Origin of the sequence: Rhodococcus sp. AD45-ID, assembly GCF_003023755.1 — a bacterium.
Classification (GTDB): Bacteria; Actinomycetota; Actinomycetes; order Mycobacteriales; family Mycobacteriaceae; genus Rhodococcus_F; species Rhodococcus_F globerula.
The window spans coordinates 55,491-76,275 of sequence record NZ_PYHL01000003.1 but is presented as its reverse complement, the minus strand read 5'-3'; the positions used below and the strand labels follow the sequence as shown (position 1 = coordinate 76,275).

The window sequence follows — 20,785 nt, the reverse complement described above, 5'->3', positions numbered from 1 at the left end:
ACAGCTCTGTACTACTTACTCTGCGGCGCTTTCGCTCTCGCCTGCCTTGGACAGTTCGATCGGCGGTGCGTCCGGCACGTCGATCGGCTTCTTCGTAGGCGTGAACGTGAACTTCGCGTCCTCGCCCGAGCCTTCGCCGTCCCAGCCTTCGACGTCGACGAGCACGATGTGTCCCGGTCCGATCTCTCCGAAGAGGATCTTCTCGGACATCTGGTCCTCGATCTCGCGCTGGATGGTGCGACGCAGCGGCCGCGCACCCAGTACCGGATCGAATCCGCGCTTGGCCAGAAGCGACTTGGCCTTGTCGGTGACCTCCATGGCCATGTCCTTGTTCTTGAGTGCCTTCTCGACGCGAGCAAGCATCAGGTCCACCATCTGAACGATCTGCTCGTTCGTGAGCTGATGGAACACGACGATGTCGTCGATACGGTTCAAGAACTCGGGGCGGAAGTGCTTCTTCAGCTCATCGTGCACCTTGAGCTTCATCCGCTCGTAGTTCGAGCCGGTGCCCGTTCCCGAGCTGAAGCCCAGGCCGACAGCCTTGGAGATATCCGACGTACCGAGGTTGGACGTGAAGATCAGCACCGTGTTCTTGAAGTCGACGGTACGACCCTGACCGTCGGTGAGACGGCCGTCCTCGAGCACCTGCAGGAGGGTGTTGTAGATCTCCTGGTGTGCCTTCTCGATCTCGTCGAACAGCACGACGCTGAACGGCTTGCGACGGACCTTCTCGGTGAGCTGGCCGCCCTCTTCGTATCCGACGTACCCGGGAGGGGCACCGAACAGACGCGAAGCGGTGAAGCGGTCGTGGAACTCGCCCATGTCGATCTGGATCAGAGCGTCGTCGTCGCCGAACAGGAAGTTGGCGAGCGACTTCGCGAGCTCCGTCTTACCGACACCGGACGGGCCGGCGAAGATGAAGGAACCCGAGGGACGCTTGGGATCCTTCAGACCTGCACGCGTACGACGGATCGCCTTCGAGACGGACTTGACTGCCTCTTCCTGGCCGATGATCCGCTTGTGCAGTTCCTCTTCCATGCGGAGCAGACGAGTGGTCTCCTCCTCCGTGAGCTTGAAGACGGGGATGCCGGTCCAGTTGCCCAGAACCTCGGCGATCTGCTCGTCGTCGACCTCGGCGATGACGTCCAGGTCGCCCGCACGCCACTGCTTCTCACGCTCAGCGCGCTGAGCAACGAGGGTCTTTTCCTTGTCACGCAGGTTCGCGGCCTTCTCGAAGTCCTGCGCGTCGATCGCGGACTCCTTCTCGCGACGCGCGTCGGCGATGCGATCGTCGAATTCGCGCAGGTCCGGCGGTGCAGTCATCCGACGGATGCGCATTCGCGCGCCCGCCTCGTCGATGAGGTCGATCGCCTTGTCCGGCAAGAAGCGGTCGTTGATGTAGCGGTCGGCGAGCGTCGCAGCTGCCACGAGAGCACCGTCCGTGATGGACACACGGTGGTGAGCCTCGTAGCGGTCACGAAGACCCTTGAGGATCTCGATGGTGTGCTCGACGGTGGGCTCGCCCACCTGAACGGGCTGGAAACGACGCTCGAGTGCGGCATCCTTCTCGATGTACTTGCGGTACTCGTCGAGAGTGGTGGCACCGATGGTCTGCAGCTCACCGCGGGCAAGCTTGGGCTTGAGGATGGAGGCCGCGTCGATAGCGCCCTCAGCCGCGCCCGCACCCACGAGAGTGTGCAGCTCGTCGATGAACAGGATGATGTCGCCGCGGGTGTTGATCTCCTTGAGAACCTTCTTCAGGCGCTCTTCGAAGTCACCGCGGTAACGGCTGCCGGCCACGAGCGACCCGAGGTCGAGCGTGTACAGCTGCTTGTCCTTGAGGGTCTCGGGGACCTCACCGTTGACGATTGCCTGAGCCAGGCCCTCGACAACAGCGGTCTTACCGACACCGGGTTCACCGATGAGGACCGGGTTGTTCTTGGTACGACGCGAGAGAACCTGCATGACACGCTCGATTTCCTTCGAGCGGCCGATGACCGGGTCCAGCTTGCCTTCGAGGGCAGCTTGCGTCAGGTTGCGACCGAACTGGTCGAGCACGAGCGAGGTGGACGGCGTGCCGGCCTCTCCGCGAGTGCCACCGGTTTCGGTGGGCTCTTTGCCCTGGTAGCCCGACAGCAGCTGGATGACCTGCTGGCGGACACGGTTGAGATCGGCACCGAGCTTGACCAGAACCTGGGCTGCAACGCCCTCACCCTCGCGGATGAGACCGAGCAGGATGTGCTCCGTACCGATGTAGTTGTGTCCGAGCTGCAGCGCTTCGCGCAGACTCAGCTCGAGGACTTTCTTGGCGCGCGGTGTGAAGGGGATGTGACCGGACGGAGCCTGCTGGCCCTGGCCGATGATCTCCTCGACCTGGCTGCGGACTCCCTCGAGGGAGATACCCAACGACTCCAACGACTTGGCGGCAACACCTTCGCCCTCGTGAATGAGGCCGAGGAGGATGTGCTCCGTACCGATGTAGTTGTGGTTGAGCATCCTGGCTTCTTCTTGAGCCAGGACAACAACGCGCCGCGCGCGATCGGTGAACCTCTCGAACATCGCTCTCCCTCACACTCTCCGGCGTGCAGGTTCGAGACCGGATGTCTCGTCCCTGGTCGCCGCGTTTCGCTCCGGCACTACAGACTGATCGCCTCGCCGGTCAGCAGACATGGCGTCTACGAATCGACTGAGGTTGCACGACCCCACTTATTACTCTAGAGGGCGCGAAGTCCACCTGCTGCTCCTCCACCCGATTGGCAGGGGATACCGGCTTACTTACATCTCACAACGTCGCAGCTCCGGCAATCGTTTCCCACTTCCTGTACGCCTGAAGCGAACAGGTACGTAATTCGAGTTCGGCGCTGAGATCAGCCGATAATCGGGAGCACTCGATCACACGGGATTTCACGGGTCGTCGACGGATCGAGTGCCGCCAGCGTCAACGCTGCCGTTCTCTGTGACGCCACCACGGCAATGTGGTCCGACCGGTCCTGCGGGCAACCATCCTGCACCACGATGTTGGACGCATTCGACGCCGCGAGTATTCCGCTGGTGTACGGAACCACTACTTGGTCGTAGCGAGTCACGATATTGGAGTACTCGACGGTGTCCGCGTACACGCCGGCGTCACGCAGCTCGGACACAAAGCTCGCGTTGTCGAAATCCGGACCGCCGACGCCTTTCGGCGGACCGACGTCGGAACCGTTCCACAGCGGGGCTATCGACACGATCTTCGAGACCTTGTCGTCACCGCCTGAGAACTTGGCGTAGTACCCACTGACGGTCGTCCCCTGCGAATGTCCGACGAGATCGACTTTCGAGGCACCCGTCGCCTCCAGTACTCCGTCGACGAAGTCCGACAACTGCTGTGCACTCTCCGGCAGCGGCGCGAGGCCACCTGCAGCCGACAACGGCCATGGCAGGTCGAATCGGTTCCCGAAGGTGAGTGCAAAAACGCAATAACCCTCGTTCGCGAGAACCGGCGCAAGTACCGCCCAGTTGGTCTGACGGTTTGCCGCGGTTCCGTGGACGAGGACCACGGGATCCGGATGCGCCACCGAAGGCGTGCACGAGTAGTTGTTGGTTCCCGGCACTGATCCCCCGGGGTCGAGCGCTTCCAGCGCAATCCCGCTGGCGAAACCGAACGGAACAGGCAGTGTTGAAGTGACAGACGGTGTAGTCACGGGCGGCGTATCCGCCGACGCACGTTCCGGCGCGGCAGCAGCCCCCAGTACTGCTGCCGCAACCGCCGCGCAGGCTAGTGCCCGTATGCCCATCGCACGCCTCCATGCTCTGCTCAACCCACGATGGGCCACACCGGATGACACGGTACCGGTCGCGGGTGCGATGGATCGAGCGCATTGAGAGCAAATGTCGCAGCGCGCAGCGATGCCGCGATGGCGAGGTGATCGGAGATGTCTTGCTCACAACCGTCCTGGACAACAATGTTGGTGGCGTTCAGCCCAGGCTCGAGACCATTTGTGTACGGAAGAACCAGCTCGTCGTATCGCGTCGTGATGTTCGTGTAGTGAACACCCGACGCGTAGACGCCACCGGCACGAAGATTCTCGATGAACTCCGATCCCGCGCCCATGTTCAAGCAGGCTTTACAGATCGGGAATCCGGCCTGCGCTGCCTCGGACACCCCGAGATCACGCATGGTGCGCCCGATGCTGACCTGCTCGTTTCCGAGCGTTCCCTTCCACAGCGGCGCAACCGAGATGATGTTGTCCACTTTGTCGGCGCCACCGAGGAACTTCGCGTAATACCCGTTGATGATCGTGCCCTGCGAATGTCCGATCAGATCTACCGACGACGCTCCGGTAGCACCAAGAACCTGATCGACAAAACTCGACAATTGCGCTGCACTGGAGGGTATTTCCTGCATCCCACCGATCGCCGACAGCGGCCACGGCTGTTCCGGAAAATTGCCGTAGGTCAGCGCGAAAACGCAGTACCCCTCATTGGCGAGCAATGGCGAATAGGTAGCCCAGTTGGTCGCCCGGTTGCCGGCCGTACCATGCACGAGCACAACGGGATTCGGATGTTCAGCAGTCGGCTTACACGAAAAGTCGTTGGATCCGGGAGCCGAACCACCAGGATTCCCCAACTCCTGGGGAACGCCGGCAAGAAACGCGCTGGGAACGGGCAACGGTGCCTGCGCCGACGCCGTCGACCCCATCCCGACGAGGATCGCCGCCGCGAGTACAACTCCCCCGAAAATCCCAGTTCTGCGCACGATCGACTCCTCTGACGGCAGATACAAACCGTGCAGACGCTAACAAACTAGAACGCGTTATCAATCGCTTTTCGGAAAACGCGCCCACAATGTGCTGATTCAACCCTCTGGATCGGCCACCACCGAAGATCGATGTGGAACCCGGCCAACCTCAGCCTATCGCCACCAAATTCGGTCTCACCTATGACATTCCACCCGATTGGCGAAATAGCTCAGACTCAGTCGCCGGGTGGACCACCACTGAGGACACCATTATCTTTGGCGCACTTGGGGACAACCGGTCGCAACGGCGTCGACATCGACACCGTCGCACAAGAATGGGTCCACAAAGCCGATCTCAGTTTTTCCGACAAGCACGGCACCCACGCCACCATCGCCTACAGCGAACCAACTCACTTCACCATTTCCGGACGCCCCGCTGTCCGATACACCGCAACCGCCACCAACATCCCCCCAGACAACGAATGCGACCCGTCATCAGCAACATTCGACATCGTCGCCACACCTGGATACGCCACGGCGGAAGTGATGATCTTCCTGATCCAGTCAGATCAGGGTCACCCCAAGTCCCTCGACAAGGCAGCGATCGACCAGATCATCTCGACGATCCGAAAGTCGGAGACCACGGACGCAACAGTTCGTTGAACTGGCGGGCCCGAATCCGTCGGGGAACAGAAAAAGGGTTCGACCACAACAGTGTGCGGTCGAACCCTTTTCAGGAAAATCTAGCGAGCAGACGGACGCACGATCGGGAACAGGATCGTCTCGCGGATTCCGAGGCCGGTGAGCGCCATCAGTAGTCGATCGATACCCATGCCGGTTCCCGTGGTGGGCGGCATGCCCTGCTCCATGGCGGCAAGGAATTCCTCGTCCAGCACCATTGCTTCGTCATCGCCGGCCGACGCGAGGCGCGCCTGATCGACAAAACGCTCACGCTGGATGACCGGGTCGACCAGCTCGGAGTAGCCTGTCGCCAGCTCGAATCCGCGAATGTAGAGGTCCCACTTCTCGGTGACACCCTTCTTACTGCGGTGATCACGAGTCAGGGGCGACGTCTCGACCGGGAAGTCCCGCACGAACGTCGGCACGTACAGCTGATCGCCGCACTGGTGCTCCCACAGCTCCTCGACAAGCTTGCCGTGGCCGTAGCCCTTGTCCTTGGGAACCTCGAGGCCGACCTTCTCCGCCAAGGCGAGAAGCTCGTCGACCGTCGTATCCGGCGTGACCTCGGTGCCGATGGCAGCCGACAGCGACGGGTACATCTCGAGAACCTGCCACTCGCCACTGACGTCGTACTCGGAACCGTCGGCGAGGGTGAGGACCTGCGTGCCGAATGCTTCCTGCGCAACTTCCTGGACGAGCTCACGAATCATCTTCGCGGAATCGTCGTACGTGCCGTAGGCCTCGTACGTCTCGAGCATCGCAAACTCGGGCGAGTGAGTGGAGTCGACGCCCTCGTTGCGGAAGTTGCGGTTGATCTCGAAGACCTTCTCGATACCGCCGACGACGCAACGCTTGAGGAACAGTTCCGGCGCGATACGCAGGTACAGGTCGATATCGAGGGCGTTGGAGTGTGTGACGAACGGGCGAGCTGCCGCGCCGCCGTGCAGCGTCTGCAGCATCGGCGTCTCGACCTCGAGGAAGCCGCGGCTCTCGAGCGCATTACGCAGCGCACGGACAACAGCGACACGCTTGCGGGCGTTGTCCCGAGCCTCGGGCCGAACGATCAGGTCCGCGTAGCGCTGACGCACACGGGACTCTTCACTCATTTCCTTGTGAGCGACCGGCAGGGGACGCAGCGCCTTGGACGCGATCTGCCACGCGTCGGCCATCACGCTGAGCTCACCCCGACGGGAGCTGATGACCTCACCGTGGATGAAGACGAAGTCGCCGAGGTCGACGTCGGACTTCCAGGCGGCCAGTGCCTCTTCGCCGACGCCGGCGAGGCTGATCATGGCCTGCAGCTGGGTACCGTCGCCCTCCTGCAAAGTCGCGAAGCACAGCTTGCCGGTGTTGCGCATGAAGATGACGCGGCCAACGACGCCGACAATCACGCCGGTAGCGGTGTCAGCTTCGAGTTCCGGGAACTCGGCACGGATCTGCGCCAGAGTATGCGTGCGATCAACCGAGACCGGGTACGCCTCCTGCCCCTGCGCCAGGATCCGTTCACGCTTCTCGCGCCGGATACGGAGCTGCTCGGGGGTGTCGTCGACTGGCTGGGCTTCTACATCACTCACGGGGTACAAGACTACTGGGCGTGTCCACCGCGTTTGTTGCTGGTAGCACCGCGGCCACCGCGAGCACGATTCCCGACAGGAGGTAGAGGCCAACCCTGACGTGATTCCACATCGTCCAAGCGGCCTCGTATGACGACCATGCGCCTGCGTCGGTAGCCCTGACCGAGGCAAAAGCGTCGTTGCGTGGGACGTGGTAGATCGCTGTCACCGCGAAGGACGCGAGCACCCCGCCGCAACCGACAACAGCGAGCACCCAACCGTCCGGTCTCGAGATCGATGCCCAGATTCCGGCGGCGATCGCGGTGAGCGCCGATCCGACGAGGGGCAGCATCAAGGCACTCCGCGGTGCTTCCACGTTGAACGCCTGCATCGACGTAATCGCGGTATGTGCATCCACCGAGCGCAGGGCCGGCATCACGAAGGCGGAGAATGCGAACAGCGCACCGCCGGCGACCAGTGCACCGAACGCAGTCACGCCGACCAGCAACTCCAGAAAGATCTCGGATTTCTTCACGACCAGACCCCCGTTCGAGCAGCCTCGGCGGCAAAAGTGGTGAAATCTCGAGCGGGTCGTTTCAGGACCTCTTCGACGACGCCGGTCACACTTTGATTTCGTCCGTCGAGAACCTCGGCAAACAGGTACGTGAGCAACTCCACGACATCACTCGGGACTCCGACTTCCGCCATGCCGTCGGAAAACTGTTGCAGTCCAATTCTTTCGAATGACACCGCACGCCCCGACGCCGCCGAAATCGCCTCAACGGCCTCCACGAAGGTGAGCAACTCCGGACCCGTCACCTCGAGAACTCGGCCGAGGAGGTCGGTCCGAGTCAATGCGGCCACCGCCACATCGGCGAGATCGTCGACGTCGATGAACGGCTCCCCCACCTCGCCTACCGGAAGTTCCAGGTGGCCTTCCCGAATCGGATCGAGTAGATACCCCTCGCTGAAGTTCTGGGCAAACCAACTGGCCCGCACCACAGCCCATTCCAGACCGCTGTCGGCCAGAACCTGCTCGGCTTTCTGCGCCGCAGGTTCACCGCGCCCGGACAGGAGCACCATGCGCCTGACCCCTTCGCGATCCGCGAGATTCGCAAACTCCTCGATGTGTGTGCTCGATCCCGGAACAGCCAGATCCGGCGCATACGTCACGTATGCCACTTCGACGCCGGACACTGCGGGCTGCCACGTCGTCTGATCGTTCCAGTCGAAAAGCGTCCCGGATGTTCTCGACGCGATTCGGGTACGGATTCCCACCGCCGTCAGCCTCTGCGCAACGCGCGCACCGGTCTTGCCGGTACCACCGATCACTACTGCCGATTGAATGTCGCTTGTTGTAGTCATGAACTCATTCGATCGCGCGGCGGCAATACGATCCATAGCTGAAGGTCGCAAAAACATACGTCAGCGTCTACCGTCGAAACATGGATGCATTGTCGATGATGCTGGCCGGATCGCGGGCGGAGGGCGCTTTTCTGCTGCGCTCGCTGCTCGATCCGCCCTGGTCATTACGTATCGAGGACCACGCACCCGTCACCGTGCTGATTCTGGTTCGCGGCACCGCAGTCGTCGCCTCGGACACCGGACAGACCGAGAACCTCGAGGCCGGCGACATTGCACTCCTGCGCGGCCCCGATCCCTATACGGTCGCCGATAACCTAAGCACCCCGATCCACGTACTCATCGACGAGGCACAAAACTGCGCCGCAGTCGACGGATCACCACTCGAGGACATGTCGGTTCTCGGCGTTCGCACGTGGGGCAACTCGACCAGCGGCCAGACCGTCATGCTCACGGGCACATACCGTTTGGACTCTTACGTCAGCGGGCAGATTCTCGACAGCCTGACACCCGTCGCGGTAGTCCGTCGCAGCATGGAAACCACACCGATAACGACGCTTCTGGAACAACAAATCGCCGCGGACGGGCCAGGACAGGAAGTGTTGTTGGACAGGCTCCTCGACCTGGTTCTGATCTCGGCGGTCCGTACCTGGTTCGCGGCGAACCCGGATCGATCACCGCGATGGATCAAGGCCTACGAGGATCCCATCATCGGACATGCCTTGCGGCTCATACACAATCGGCCGGAACACCCCTGGACGGTCGCGGCTTTGGCCCAGGAGGCCGGCTGTTCGCGAGCGGCCTTCGCGCGCCGGTTCACCGGTCTCATGGGGATCGGACCGGTTGGCTACCTGACCGAGTGGCGCTTGTCGGTGGCGGCAGATCTGCTCGCAGACCCGGCACGAACGGTGTCGTCGATCGCGCGAGAAGTGGGTTACTCGAGCCCCTTTGCCCTCACAACCGCCTTCACCCGACATCACGGGGTGAGCCCGAAAGCGTTCCGGCAAACCCGCCGGCCGCCTCAGTGGGCGGAAACCGCCGCCAACTCACGGGTGCAATGACGCACTCCGCTGAGCGCACCGAGCAAGCCCGCAGCCTTGATCGCCTTGTATCCGCCAACCAGATCGGTGGCGTTACGCAGGCCGAGTTGCTGCAACGACGCAGCGGCCAGGCTGGAGGTGTAGCCCTCGGAGCAGACGATCACCCACTCGACGTCGTGGTCGGTGGCCAACGCGAGGTGTGCGCTGCTGGTGGGGTCGAGTCGCCACTCGAGAACGTTCCGCTCGATCGCGAGTGCGCCGGGAAGAGTTCCCTCGATGGCGCGCTGCGCCTGCGGGCGAATGTCGACGAAGATCGCCCCGCGATGAAAGGCTTCGGTGAGCGAGAAGACGTACATACGATCGATCTGTGCGCGAGCGTCGTCGAGCATTTGGTCGATAGTCATTTTCAAACTCCCTCGGGCTGGTCGGTCAGCTCGGTACGTGTGCGACGAAGTGTGTTGTTGTCCGTGACTTCGTAGTAGGACATTGCCGTCAATGGCGGCGAGTAGGCATGGACGCTCAAAGTCGGTGAATCAGAGCTTATTTCGATCTTCGATCCGGGCTGCGGCGGTGTCCATACGACGTCGTGTACCCACCCGAGCTGGAATGCCGCCTGATCGCCGGCGTCGAGCTGACGCTCCACCAATTCTTCACCTGCCCAGCGATATTCGGTGAGCGAACCGCTGAGAACCGTGAGGGCCCCGAAAGAACCTGCGTGGTCATGTAATTCGGTGTTACGTTCCGGAACCCAGCTGATGAGCCAGACGTCGACGTCGTCGTCGGCATACAAGCGAGTGGACCACCGCTCGACGGTCGGGAACGCCTCGGGAATGAGGTGATCGAAACGTCCGTCGAGAACACCGTTTGCACCCTCGTCAGTGAGGCGCAGAAGATCAGCGGGACGCAAGCGGGTGGGCAACGAAGCCCGGTTCTGACGTCGTCCGGACGAACCGCGATTAGCACCGTTACCTGCGGAAACACCACGACCAGATGCAAGAGTAGGGGTCAAAACAGAGAGATCTGCAGAATATGTGGGTAGCACGAGCTAGCTCCAAGGAGATGTGAATTGGTCAAGGCAGCGGTCAGCCTCGACAACACTCCTGAGCACTCATGCAGCGATTCACGTTGACCATTGTGGCACAACTTCTGCGATCGCGAAACCTGTGGAGAGAATTCCCTACGTCACACATGGACGGTCACGCTATCGGCCGTCGACCCGATCCCCTACGCGCCTGATTGCGCTCGAACACCAACCGCAACCCCTCGAGCGTGAGATCCCGTTCGAGGTGCTCGATGGTGGCGGACTCCGGAATGATCAGCGGTGCACTGTCTCCCGTGGCGATCACCGCGACGTCCAAGCCACCGAACTCCGGCAACTCCTCACGAACGCGTCGTACCAATCCGTCTACAAGACCGGCAAAGCCGAACACCGCTCCTGACTGCATGCACTCCACGGTGTTCTTTCCGACCACCGAACGCGGACGCACCAATTCCACTTTCCGCAGTGCGGCAGACTGCGACGCCAAGGCGTCGGTCGAGATCTCGAGGCCCGGCGCAATACAGCCGCCCAGAAACTCACCCTTGCCCGACACGACGTCGATACACGTCGACGTTCCGAAATCGACAACGATGCAGGGGCTCTCGTAAAGATAATGCGCAGCAAGGCTGTTCACGATCCTGTCGGCACCCACCTCTTTGGGATTGTCCACCAGCAGCGGCACTCCGGTTCGCACACCTGGTTCAACCACAACGTGCGGAACATGTCCCCAGTACCGCCCGAGCATCACGCGAATCTCACGCAGCACCGACGGTACCGTCGACAACGCCGCGACACCGGTGATCTGATCGACATGCTGCCCCAGCAGCCCGCGGAAGGTCAACGCCAATTCATCAGCCGTCATCCGCGGATCGGTACGCATCCGCCAGTCCTGCAACAACTTCGAATACTCACCAACCCCGGAGAACAATCCCAGAACGATGTTGGTGTTCCGCACGTCGACCGTGAGCAGCACGGTTAGACCAGACTGGATTCGCGCTCGGCGTCCAGGGTCGACAGCATACGAGGAGTGATCAGACCGGAACCTTCGGGTGCGTGCGCTGGGTCGGAACCAAGTTCCACCTGGTTGTTGTCGGCGTCGACGAACACGACTCGCGGGTTGTACTCCTTGACTTCCTGCGCGTTCATCACGCCGTACGCGATGAGGATCACGAGATCGCCAGGCTTGACCAGATGCGCTGCCGCACCGTTGATTCCGATGACACCGCTGCCGCGCTCACCGGCAATGACGTAGGTCTCGAGGCGGGCACCGTTGTCGATGTCCACGATGCACACCTGCTCACCTTCGAGCAGATCGGCGGCATCCATCAGATCCTCGTCGACCGTGACCGAGCCTACGTAATGCAGATCGGCATGAGTCACCGTCGCGCGGTGGATCTTCGACTTCATCATGGTGCGAAACATATCCAAGGTCCTTTACTCGTGAGGGGGCTCAGTGAGACAGCAGGTCGTCAACAGCGTCGGCGGAAGGATCGGTGTCACGTTCGAGGAATCCGGTTCCCACCGCGACTCCCACGTTGTCGATCAACCGGGTGGTACCGAGCTTGGCGGCCACCAACAGTCGGCCGTCACCTCGCTCCGGGGCCGGTCCGAGATCAACACCACGAACTTCGAGATAGTCGACCTCGATCTCGGGCACCGCGGTCAGAACGGCGCGCGCAGTCTCGAGGATCGCTTCCGCACCACCGGCGGCAGCATGAGCGCCGGCGATCAACGCCGCCGACAATGCCACGGCCGCGGTCCGCTGGCTCTCGTCGAGATAACGGTTGCGGGAAGACAATGCAAGTCCGTCGAACTCGCGGACCGTCGGAACACCGATGATCTGCACGTCGAAGTTGAGATCCCACACCATCTGACGGATCAGCGTCAGCTGCTGGTAGTCCTTTTCCCCGAAGTACGCGTGGTTGGGAGCCACGATCTGCAGCAGCTTCGCCACCACCGTCAGCATGCCTGCGAAGTGCGTCGGGCGGGCGCCGCCTTCGAGTTCGCTGCCCAACGGACCCGGCATTACTGTCGTGCGCTGACCGCGCGGGTACATCGTCTTCGCGCTCGGCGCGAAGACCAACTCGACGCCCTCGGCCCGAAGCAGATCGAGGTCCGCGTCGAGGGTGCGCGGGTACGCGTCCAGGTCCTCGCCCGCACTGAACTGCAGCGGATTCACGAAGATGGAGACGACGACAACCGCTCCGGTGATCTTGGCCTGACGAACCAACTCGATGTGCCCCGCATGGAGAGCGCCCATCGTCGGAACCAACGCCACCTGGCGACCCACTCCGCGCAAGGCCTTCGACACACGCCGAATCATGTCCGGCTCGTGGTGCACTGTCAGTTCGCCGCGCTTGTATCCGCCCTGCAAATCACTCACGACGGTCACCTCCCGTTTCAGTCAAGATGTCGAACAATGTGGTGGGGGCGCCCACCCGCTGGGCCGATCGCAAGGACATCGCTCGATATCCGGCTGCAAGCTCCGGGTCGAGATCCGTCAGTACTCGTAAATGTGTCTCGACAGCCGCGGCATCACCGCGAGCCACCGGACCCGTCAATGCCGACGGGCCGCGTCGTAATGCGTTGTCCAAGGCAGCGGAGAGAAGTGGCTGCAAAACTCGCTCTGCAACTCCTCCGGGATCGCCGTCGATCAACTGCTGACCGAGCAGCTCATCTCCCTGCAACGACGCGCGCAGCGCCTCGACGGCATCCACCACCAGCGTGACGAGGTGATTACTGCCGTGCGCCAATGCAGCGTGGTACAGCGCACGGTTCTCCTCGCGGACCCGAACCGGTTCGCCGCCGATCTCGAGGACCAGCGATTGAGCGATCGCGTACCCGATGTCATCTGCAGCGGTGATCCCGAAGCACGCCGACGACAACCGTGCGGTGTCCTCGTCGTGCCCGGTGAACGTCATCGCCGGATGGATAGCCAATGGCAGCGCGCCCAGTTCCGTCAACGGAGCCAGGATCGAAATCCCGTTGGCACCGGATGTGTGGGCCACAAGTGTCCCGGGCTTGACTGCGTTCGTAGCTGCCAGGCCCTTGACCAGATCCGCCAGTTGATCGTCCGGAACTGCAAGGATCAACAATTCCGAACGAGCTGCAACATCGGCGGCAGGCAGGATCTCGGAATCGGGCAGTCGTTTGGCCGCCCGCGCAACTGATGCCGCCGAGACAGCAGAGCATGCGCCGACAATGTGTCCAGCGCGCTCGAGTGCGGCGCCTACAGCAGTTCCGACCCGCCCTGCCGAGACAATTCCAACCGTCAATCGCGCAGGCACAGGTCCGTTAGTGATCCCGAAGGAAGTCACCGGATTCCTCTCGTTCGTTCCAGTCCCGCTCTGCGGGTACCAGACGTTCTTCGACGAGGATATCCCCCGCGCCAGACGCGACGCTATGGACGAGCGAGTGATCTAGGACTCAACGGCTCTCAATCCTCACGGCGCCGACGGCGCCCCGAGCCTTCCGCCGGATTCGCAGAACTGAGATTTGCCATGATCTCGGCCACCGTCAAACCGTTGGAGTGAGCACCGCTGTCGGCACTGTCCGGGACTGCGCGACGCCGACGACGTGGTTCCTCCGTGGGTTCGGATGTTGGCTCAGGAGCACTGCTTGCAGGTGTGACAATTGGCTCAGGAGCACTGCTTGCAGGTGTGGCTACTGGCTCTTCGACTACTTCGGCGACCACTGGCTCTTCGACTACTTCGGCGACTACCTCGACCACTTCTTCGACTACTGGCTCGTCAACGACCGGCTTGGCGACAGGCTTGACGGTCTCAGGCTTCACAACTGCAGGCTTCGCGATCGGCGGCGTGACAACGACAGGCTTCACTGCGGCAACAGCAGGCTCACGGTTTTCGCCGCGCTGCGCGCCTTGCGCCTGCTGCGAATTGCGTTTGACCTGAGCATCTTTCACTGCCGCATTCTTCGCAGCTGCCTCGCGCCACGCGACTTCCTCGAATACGACGGTGGTTTCGGCGGTGACCGGACCGTCGTTCGGTGACGCCAACCCACCTACCTGAGGGCTCGGAGAATTGGTGGCGTTCTGACCGGCACCGGGTACGTACAGGCCCGATGCTGCGGGTTGATATGCGCTGTAGGAGCCGCCACCGAGTTCTCCGACGCGCGTCGAGTCGGCCTTCAAAGCCGGGCGTTCGGGGAGCAATCCACCGTCGAAGAGCGCTTCGAGATTGCGTCGAAGCGCTACCAATTCTTCGCGAAGTGCTGACAGTTCTGCCGAGTCGGTGCCGACTTCGCGGCGGATACGACTTTCGACACTCAACTCGTATTCGCGTCGGGCGGAAATCTCACGCTCCAACTGCAGCTCGTACACGGTCTGCAAGTCCGCGACCTTTGCTTTGTCGAGCGCCGATTCGCGGCGGTACTTCGTCATCGCGATCGCACCCAGCGTGGCTGCCCAGAGCGCCACCACCAGTCCGACACGAAGGAGTTGAACACTGTTACTGAAGATCAGAAACAGTGAGGCGATGACGGCGAGAGCAAGAAGACCGGCAACGATCATCTGGCTCGCGCTGCGCTTGCTACGGCGCGCAGACTTCGATCGACCAGAATTCGTCATGGTTGCCAGGGTACTTGTCGAGAGCGCAGGTGCCATGGACCTTACCCATGCGATTCGCCTACCGCAGCGCTCAGTGCGCCGGCTCGTCAGGTGTATCTTCTGGCGTCTTACAACAGTGTTCGAGCCACAGCGCGGCTGCTACCAGCGCAATTGCTGCACCAAGTCCGACCCACGCCCCCGGCGTGTCCTCGGCGGCAGCTTTCAAAACGGATCGTTGTGGGATCAGATACACCAGTGCCCCGATCCACACCCCGGTGGTAGCTGAACCGACCAGTACTGACGCTTTTGCGAGCGCGAGGGCGCGTGCCGCAGCGATCGGGTGCAGTTGTCGATAACCGTCGCCGATCTGGCTTCCCTTGATCCGGGACCGAATGACAAACGCGAGGATCACCTCGGCGATCGCGGCCAGATACAGCGACGCGCCCGCGTACACCGGGATGGGCGGCATCGAACCGTAGAACACACGAATCAGAATCCAGGTGGCAACCGCGGCCACTCCGGTCAAAACCAGTAGTTCGCTGATTTTTGTCGGTTTCATGCCCCGATCCTGTTCGGTCACCGAATCAGAACCGAATCCGTGACGCGCACTCCGTCGCGCTCCGAGCGATCGAGGTTCGCGAGCACCTGCGCAACAGCCCGAACCTCCTGATCGACCATCAGGGTTGCACCTGGTTCGACGTCAAGCCAGGGAATGAGTACAAAGGCCCGCAGATGTGCCCGCGGGTGCGGCAGCGTCAGCTCCGGATCAGCACTGACAATTCCTTCACAATCCACCACGTCGACGTCCAAGCTCCGCGGACCCCATCGCTGATCACGCACCCGATCGGCGTCTTCCTCGAGTTTGCGCGACCGCAGCAGCCAGTCGTAGCTTCCGGCCGTCGGATCGTCCACGAGTAGGACGGCGTTGAGAAAATCCTGCTGTTCGACGCCACCCCACGGCGCGGTCGAATACACCGGTGACACAGCCACTACGGCGTCTCCGAGACCGTCGACCGCAGATTGCAAATGGGCCAGGCTATCGCCGATGTTCGAGCCGATCGACAGAACGGCCCGAGTCATTTCTGCCTCGTCCGATGAGCAACGACGGCAACGTCTGCGAACACGAGTGGGATCGGTGCCGACGGCTTGTGGACAACAACTTCGACGCTCTGCACCCGCGTATCCGTAATGACGTTGTCGGCGATCTCGGCAGCAACGGTTTCGATGAGATCGCGTGACGGTCCACCGACAATCGCTGCGGCAGCCTCGGCCAACTCGCCGTAGTGCAGCGTGTGTTCGAGATTGTCCGACGCGGCGGCCGGGGCCAAGTCCATCCACACCGTGATGTCGATGAAGAAGTCCTGACCGTCACGCTTCTCATGGTCGAAAACACCATGATTGCCACGGACTTTCAGTCCTCGTAACTCGATCCGATCGCCCATGTCAGTCCCTTTCCCGTCCACGAGACCACGCTTCCACAACAGCGATAGCGTCGAGTGACGCCTGGGCGTCGTGAACACGAACACCCCACGCGCCATCACGTGCGGCAAGCGCGGAGACCACCGCCGTCGCAGTTTCCCGACCGGCCGGCGGCCGCGGCGTCCCGTCGGAATCGCTGAGCAGCGACCCGAGGAAACGCTTACGCGACGCCCCCACCAGAACAGGAAAACCCAACGCCGTGAACTCGGGCAACGCCCGCAGCAGTGCCCAGTTGTGGTCGGCGTTCTTCGCGAACCCCAGGCCCGGATCGAGGATGATGGCAGAGGAATCGACACCCGCTTTCAGTGCGAGGTCGACCTGAGTCAGGAGTTCATCACGAACGTCGGCGACAACGTCGTCGTAGTGATCGGCGCTGCCGCGGTGAACGTAGTCACTCGCCGAACGCCAGTGCATCAGAACCCACGGAATCCCGGCATCGGCAACCACCGACGCCATGTCGGCATCTGCGCGACCACCGGATACGTCGTTGACGATGTCGACGCCGGCTTCGATCGCAGCAGCGGCAACCGATGCGCGCATGGTGTCGACGCTGACGCGAATGCCCGCGGCCACCAACTCCTCGATGACCGGCGCTACCCGTCCCGCTTCCACTTTCGGATCAACCCTCGAGGCTCCCGGCCGGGTCGATTCGCCACCGACATCGACGATGTCTACGCCCAGAGCTTTCAGTTCCAGTCCGCGGGCAAGCGCCGCATCTCGATCGAGGAACTGGCCACCGTCCGAGAATGAATCAGCGGTGACGTTGAGGACCCCCATCACCAGCGTCCGACCCGGATCCGTCGACACGCCGCCCGCGGAGTTCACGGCGCTCACTTACGAAGAATGAGGTCCAGAGCCTCGGAACGCGAGGCCGCGCTGGACTGCAGGAGCCCACGAACAGCCGAGGTCGTCGTGTTCGCACCGGGCTTGCGGATACCACGCATCGCCATGCACAGATGCTCGGCCTCGATGACGACGATGGCACCGCGCGGATCGAGCTTGCGCATCAACGCATCGGCGATCTGGCTTGTCAGCCGTTCTTGGACCTGCGGCCGCTTTGCGTACAGATCGACAACTCGCGCCAACTTGGACAGGCCGGTGACCTTGCCGGATTTACCCGGGATATAGCCGACATGTGCCACTCCGTGGAACGAGACCAGGTGGTGTTCGCAGGTCGAGTACATCGGAATGTCTCGCACGAGCACCAGTTCCTGGTGTCCTTCGTCGAACGTGGTGTTCAGCGCCTGATCCGGTTCGGAGTACAGCCCGGCAAAAATCTCCTTGTACGACCGAGCCACCCGTGCGGGTGTATCGAGCAAACCGGGACGGTCCGGATCCTCGCCCACCGCGATCAACAGTTCACGGACCGCTGCTTCTGCACGGGCCTGATCGAACGGCCGCCCTGTTTCAACCGATACCAGTTCACTGACCACTTCATTCACCGACAACCGAACGCTCCTCGAGAGTTTGTTTCATACCCCGCCGCATGAGCCTAACGGCGGTTGGTCAGCGAGATCCGTCCGGTCCGTCCCAGCGCATGGTGCTCGGTCCGTCGTCGCTCGACGCGGCGTTGGGATCCGACTCCGGCGCCAGCCACTGATCCTGACCCTCGACGCCCGTGTTTCCACCGGCATTTCCACGGTTCGGATCGGCAAACGGCCCACCGTCCGGGTACTGCACCGGGTAGCTCGGTTGACCCTGTTGACCCGTGTAATGCTGGGTCGGGTACTGAGGCTGGCCCTGGTACTGCTGGCCCGGATTCTGCTGCTGGCCCGGATTCTGCTGACCATAGGCCTGCTCACCCGGATGGCTCTGCGACTGACCGTACTGACCGGGTGCGGGCTGGCTGTACTGACCCGGTGCGGGCTGGCCGTACTGACCCGGTGCCGGCTGACCGTACTGGCCCGGCGCAGGCTGTGCCTGGTTGGGAGCGCCCTGGTTGGGCGTGCCCTGGTATCCGCCGGTCTGCTGGCCGGGGTACGCCTGCGTCTCGTTCTCGCGCGGCGGCCAACCCGGAGCCGACCAACCGGCCGGTGCTCCGTAGTCGGGAGTACCCGGCGCGGGTGCGGGTTGCTGGGGGGCCGCAGGCTGCTGCTGCGGAGCATTGGGTTGCGCGTAACCGTTGGAACCGCCGATGCTCGAGGCAGCGGGCGCACCCGACTTCACGAGCACGGGCGCCGGGGCCGGCTCCGGCCACGTCTCGCCACGCTCGATCGCCAATTCACGAGGCGTCTTGACCGGCGGACGATCCGACGGCGTGCGGCCGCCGAAATCATTGAAAGCCGTGATGCGCGGACGCTTTTCGACGCCGGCAAGAATCTTCTCGAGATCCTTGCGGGTCAACGTCTCACGCTCGAGCAGTTCGCTGGCAATGAGGTCGAGGGCGTCACGGTACTCGCTGAGAATTGCCCACGCTTCGGTGTGCGCGGCCTCGATGAGGTTGCGCACCTCCTCGTCGATCTCTCGGGCGATCTCATGCGAGTAGTCGGACTGCACGCCCATCGAACGGCCGAGGAACGGATCGCCGCCCTCCTGCCCGTAGCGGACTGCACCGAGCTTGGCGCTCATGCCGTATTCGGTGACCATCGCGCGAGCGATCTTGGTGGCCATGTCGATATCGGACGACGCTCCGGTGGTGGGCTCGTGGAAGACCAATTCCTCCGCGGCGCGTCCACCCATTGCCATCACGAGACGCGCGATCATCTCGGAGCGCGTCATCAAACCCTTGTCGTCCTCTGGCACCGTCATCGCGTGGCCGCCGGTGCGACCGCGAGCGAGAATGGTGACCTTGTAGACGGGCTCGATGTCGGGCATCGCCCACGCCGCGAGTGTGTGTCCACCCTCGTGGTACGCGGTGATCTTCTTCTCGTGCTCGCTGATGATGCGGCTCTTGCGACGCGGTCCACCGACAACGCGGTCGACGGATTCCTCCAGTGCGGCTTCCGTGATGACGGTGCCGTTCTCACGCGCCGTGAGCAGTGCGGCCTCGTTGATGACGTTGGCCAGATCTGCACCCGACATACCGACGGTCCGCTTGGCGAGACCCTCGAGGTCTGCGTTGGGATCGATCGGCTTGCCCTGCGAATGAACACGCAGGATGGCGCGTCGGCCGGCGAGGTCGGGGGCACCGACGGGAATCTGGCGGTCGAAGCGGCCCGGACGGAGCAGAGCCGGGTCGAGAATGTCGGGGCGGTTGGTTGCGGCGATCAGGATGATCCCGGTGCGGTCACCGAAACCGTCCATCTCGACGAGCAACTGGTTAAGAGTCTGTTCACGTTCGTCGTGCCCGCCGCCGAGGCCTGCGCCACGCTGACGACCGACGGCGTCGATCTCGTCGACAAAGATGATGCAAGGGCTGTTCTGCTTGGCCTGCTCGAACATGTCACGAACACGCGACGCGCCGACACCGACAAACATCTCGACAAAATCGGAACCGGAGATGGTGAAGAACGGGACACCGGCTTCGCCTGCAACAGCGCGAGCGAGCAGCGTCTTACCGGTACCGGGAGGCCCGTACAGCAGAACACCGCGCGGGATCTTGGCGCCGAGGGCCTGGTAACGCGTCGGATTCTGGAGGAAGTCCTTGATTTCGTACAGCTCTTCGACAGCTTCGTCCGCACCGGCGACATCGGCGAACGTGGTCTTGGGCATGTCCTTGGACAGCTGCTTGGCCTTCGACTTACCGAAGCCCATCACGCCGCCGCGTCCCCCGCCGCCCTGCATGCGGTTCATGACGAAGAAGAAGATGCCGAACAGAATGATCATCGGCAGGACGAACAACAGAATCGACGTCAGCCAACTCTGAGTGGTGACGGTGGTGTTGAACTTCTCGAGCCCGGCACCCTCGATGTCCTGGAAGATCTGCTGAGACGCGCTCTCGGGGTACTTCGCCAAGATCTGCGTCTGGCCACCAGTCGCGTCGTTACCTTCCTTGAGCCACAGGCGAACCTGCTGCTCACGGTCGTCGATCTGCGCAGACGTGACGTTTTTAGCGTCTATCTGGGAGATCGCGACCGACGTATCGACGGTCTTGAAGCCACGGGTGTCGTTACCGAAGTAGCTGAAGGCGTAGATCACCATCAGCACGACGGCTACGAGTAGCACGTTACGGAACACAGTCTTACGGTTCATACAGGTCGGCCGATGTGGCCGGTCCTTTCGGGAGTGCGGGTCTGCCGGTCGCCGCCGGCTGTCAACCGGACACCTGCAGGTTACCGTGGTCGGTCCTGTCTGTGCCCGTCAGCAGCCGTCGAGGTCGATCGAAACGATCGTCTGCAATTTCAACGACGACCAGGACCACGAGGTTCCCGAGCAACCACAGCGCATAGTTCCCTGTAAGCGAACACG

General features: G+C 62.4%; 22 protein-coding genes. 3 read left to right on the top strand and 19 right to left on the bottom strand.

All coding sequences use genetic code 11. The annotated features are described in order from the left end of the window. Positions 1 to 15: 15 nt before the first annotated feature. The 3 genes from C7T36_RS24420 to C7T36_RS24410 all read right to left on the bottom strand — a co-directional run bounded on the left by C7T36_RS24420 (position 16) and on the right by C7T36_RS24410 (position 4,738). The gene (locus C7T36_RS24420) at positions 16 to 2,559 is read right to left on the bottom strand and encodes an ATP-dependent Clp protease ATP-binding subunit (protein ID WP_033236331.1); all 2,544 of its coding nucleotides are present in this window, start codon (positions 2,557 to 2,559) and stop codon (positions 16 to 18) included. Positions 2,560 to 2,867: 308 nt separating this feature from the next. After that, positions 2,868 to 3,776, bottom strand: a complete 909-nt coding sequence (locus C7T36_RS24415; protein WP_045068313.1) for a triacylglycerol lipase — start codon at positions 3,774 to 3,776, stop codon at positions 2,868 to 2,870. Between the two features lie 20 nt (positions 3,777 to 3,796). After that, entirely contained in the window at positions 3,797 to 4,738 is a 942-nt protein-coding gene (locus C7T36_RS24410) for a triacylglycerol lipase (RefSeq protein WP_045069608.1), read from the bottom strand. Between the two features lie 267 nt (positions 4,739 to 5,005). Here C7T36_RS24410 and C7T36_RS29945 point away from each other — a divergent pair, with 267 nt between their 5' ends. Beyond that, entirely contained in the window at positions 5,006 to 5,383 is a 378-nt protein-coding gene (locus C7T36_RS29945; protein WP_045069606.1) for a hypothetical protein, read from the top strand. 80 nt (positions 5,384 to 5,463) lie between these two features. Here the strand turns inward: C7T36_RS29945 and lysS are convergent, their stop codons facing one another. Genes lysS through C7T36_RS24395 form a run of 3 tightly spaced genes read right to left on the bottom strand, consistent with a single transcriptional unit; the run spans position 5,464 to position 8,319 of the window. Further along, on the bottom strand, positions 5,464 to 6,975 hold the full coding sequence (lysS, locus tag C7T36_RS24405; protein WP_033236329.1) for a lysine--tRNA ligase: 1,512 nt from the start codon (positions 6,973 to 6,975) through the stop codon (positions 5,464 to 5,466). Further along, a complete protein-coding gene (locus C7T36_RS24400) occupies positions 6,968 to 7,489 on the bottom strand; it encodes a DUF1772 domain-containing protein (RefSeq protein ID WP_045068310.1) in 522 nt (173 codons plus the stop codon). Before C7T36_RS24400 ends, lysS begins: the two co-directional genes overlap by 8 nt. Beyond that, positions 7,486 to 8,319 (bottom strand): NAD(P)H-binding protein, encoded by an 834-nt coding sequence (locus tag C7T36_RS24395; RefSeq protein WP_045069603.1) that lies wholly within the window; start codon positions 8,317 to 8,319, stop codon positions 7,486 to 7,488. The genes C7T36_RS24400 and C7T36_RS24395 overlap by 4 nt, the downstream gene beginning before the upstream one ends. An 80-nt stretch (positions 8,320 to 8,399) precedes the next feature. On the opposite strand from C7T36_RS24395, the gene C7T36_RS24390 reads away from it, so the two are divergent. After that, entirely contained in the window at positions 8,400 to 9,377 is a 978-nt protein-coding gene (locus tag C7T36_RS24390) for an AraC family transcriptional regulator (protein WP_045068308.1), read from the top strand. On the opposite strand, the gene C7T36_RS24385 is transcribed toward C7T36_RS24390, so the two are convergent. The 6 genes from C7T36_RS24385 to C7T36_RS24360 all read right to left on the bottom strand — a co-directional run bounded on the left by C7T36_RS24385 (position 9,338) and on the right by C7T36_RS24360 (position 13,712). Continuing rightward, positions 9,338 to 9,760 carry a rhodanese-like domain-containing protein gene (locus C7T36_RS24385; protein WP_033236327.1) on the bottom strand — a complete coding sequence of 141 codons (423 nt, stop codon included), beginning with the start codon at positions 9,758 to 9,760 and terminating at the stop codon, positions 9,338 to 9,340. The two genes, C7T36_RS24390 and C7T36_RS24385, sit on opposite strands and share 40 nt — an antisense overlap. A 2-nt stretch (positions 9,761 to 9,762) precedes the next feature. After that, on the bottom strand, positions 9,763 to 10,275 hold the full coding sequence (locus tag C7T36_RS24380; protein WP_033236326.1) for a cysteine dioxygenase family protein: 513 nt from the start codon (positions 10,273 to 10,275) through the stop codon (positions 9,763 to 9,765). 277 nt (positions 10,276 to 10,552) lie between these two features. Continuing rightward, on the bottom strand, positions 10,553 to 11,368 hold the full coding sequence (locus C7T36_RS24375) for a type III pantothenate kinase (protein ID WP_033236325.1): 816 nt from the start codon (positions 11,366 to 11,368) through the stop codon (positions 10,553 to 10,555). A gap of 2 nt (positions 11,369 to 11,370) precedes the next feature. Continuing rightward, a complete protein-coding gene (gene panD, locus C7T36_RS24370) occupies positions 11,371 to 11,817 on the bottom strand; it encodes an aspartate 1-decarboxylase (protein ID WP_033236324.1) in 447 nt (148 codons plus the stop codon). Positions 11,818 to 11,845: 28 nt separating this feature from the next. Continuing rightward, positions 11,846 to 12,778 carry a pantoate--beta-alanine ligase gene (panC, locus tag C7T36_RS24365; protein ID WP_172935946.1) on the bottom strand — a complete coding sequence of 311 codons (933 nt, stop codon included), beginning with the start codon at positions 12,776 to 12,778 and terminating at the stop codon, positions 11,846 to 11,848. After that, positions 12,771 to 13,712 carry a Rossmann-like and DUF2520 domain-containing protein gene (locus C7T36_RS24360; RefSeq protein ID WP_033236322.1) on the bottom strand — a complete coding sequence of 314 codons (942 nt, stop codon included), beginning with the start codon at positions 13,710 to 13,712 and terminating at the stop codon, positions 12,771 to 12,773. Before C7T36_RS24360 ends, panC begins: the two co-directional genes overlap by 8 nt. On the opposite strand from C7T36_RS24360, the gene C7T36_RS30665 reads away from it, so the two are divergent. Continuing rightward, positions 13,693 to 13,818 carry a hypothetical protein gene (locus C7T36_RS30665; RefSeq protein WP_255285245.1) on the top strand — a complete coding sequence of 42 codons (126 nt, stop codon included), beginning with the start codon at positions 13,693 to 13,695 and terminating at the stop codon, positions 13,816 to 13,818. The two genes, C7T36_RS24360 and C7T36_RS30665, sit on opposite strands and share 20 nt — an antisense overlap. Positions 13,819 to 13,831: 13 nt before the next feature. Here the strand turns inward: C7T36_RS30665 and C7T36_RS24355 are convergent, their stop codons facing one another. The 7 genes from C7T36_RS24355 to ftsH all read right to left on the bottom strand — a co-directional run bounded on the left by C7T36_RS24355 (position 13,832) and on the right by ftsH (position 20,569). Next, a complete protein-coding gene (locus C7T36_RS24355) occupies positions 13,832 to 14,980 on the bottom strand; it encodes a DUF6779 domain-containing protein (protein ID WP_045068303.1) in 1,149 nt (382 codons plus the stop codon). A 70-nt stretch (positions 14,981 to 15,050) separates the two neighbouring features. Then, positions 15,051 to 15,518 (bottom strand): DUF3180 domain-containing protein, encoded by a 468-nt coding sequence (locus C7T36_RS24350; RefSeq protein WP_033236378.1) that lies wholly within the window; start codon positions 15,516 to 15,518, stop codon positions 15,051 to 15,053. 17 nt (positions 15,519 to 15,535) lie between these two features. Beyond that, positions 15,536 to 16,039 carry a 2-amino-4-hydroxy-6-hydroxymethyldihydropteridine diphosphokinase gene (gene folK, locus C7T36_RS24345; protein ID WP_033236320.1) on the bottom strand — a complete coding sequence of 168 codons (504 nt, stop codon included), beginning with the start codon at positions 16,037 to 16,039 and terminating at the stop codon, positions 15,536 to 15,538. Continuing rightward, a complete protein-coding gene (gene folB, locus C7T36_RS24340; protein WP_045068300.1) occupies positions 16,036 to 16,401 on the bottom strand; it encodes a dihydroneopterin aldolase in 366 nt (121 codons plus the stop codon). Before folB ends, folK begins: the two co-directional genes overlap by 4 nt. 1 nt (position 16,402) lies before the next feature. Then, complete coding sequence (gene folP / locus C7T36_RS24335) at positions 16,403 to 17,215, bottom strand: dihydropteroate synthase (protein ID WP_045069601.1); 813 nt, start codon at positions 17,213 to 17,215, stop codon at positions 16,403 to 16,405. A gap of 53 nt (positions 17,216 to 17,268) precedes the next feature. Next, positions 17,269 to 17,886 carry a GTP cyclohydrolase I FolE gene (gene folE / locus C7T36_RS24330; RefSeq protein WP_033236318.1) on the bottom strand — a complete coding sequence of 206 codons (618 nt, stop codon included), beginning with the start codon at positions 17,884 to 17,886 and terminating at the stop codon, positions 17,269 to 17,271. A 58-nt stretch (positions 17,887 to 17,944) separates the two neighbouring features. After that, entirely contained in the window at positions 17,945 to 20,569 is a 2,625-nt protein-coding gene (gene ftsH, locus C7T36_RS24325; protein ID WP_045068298.1) for an ATP-dependent zinc metalloprotease FtsH, read from the bottom strand. Between the last annotated feature and the right edge of the window lie 216 nt (positions 20,570 to 20,785).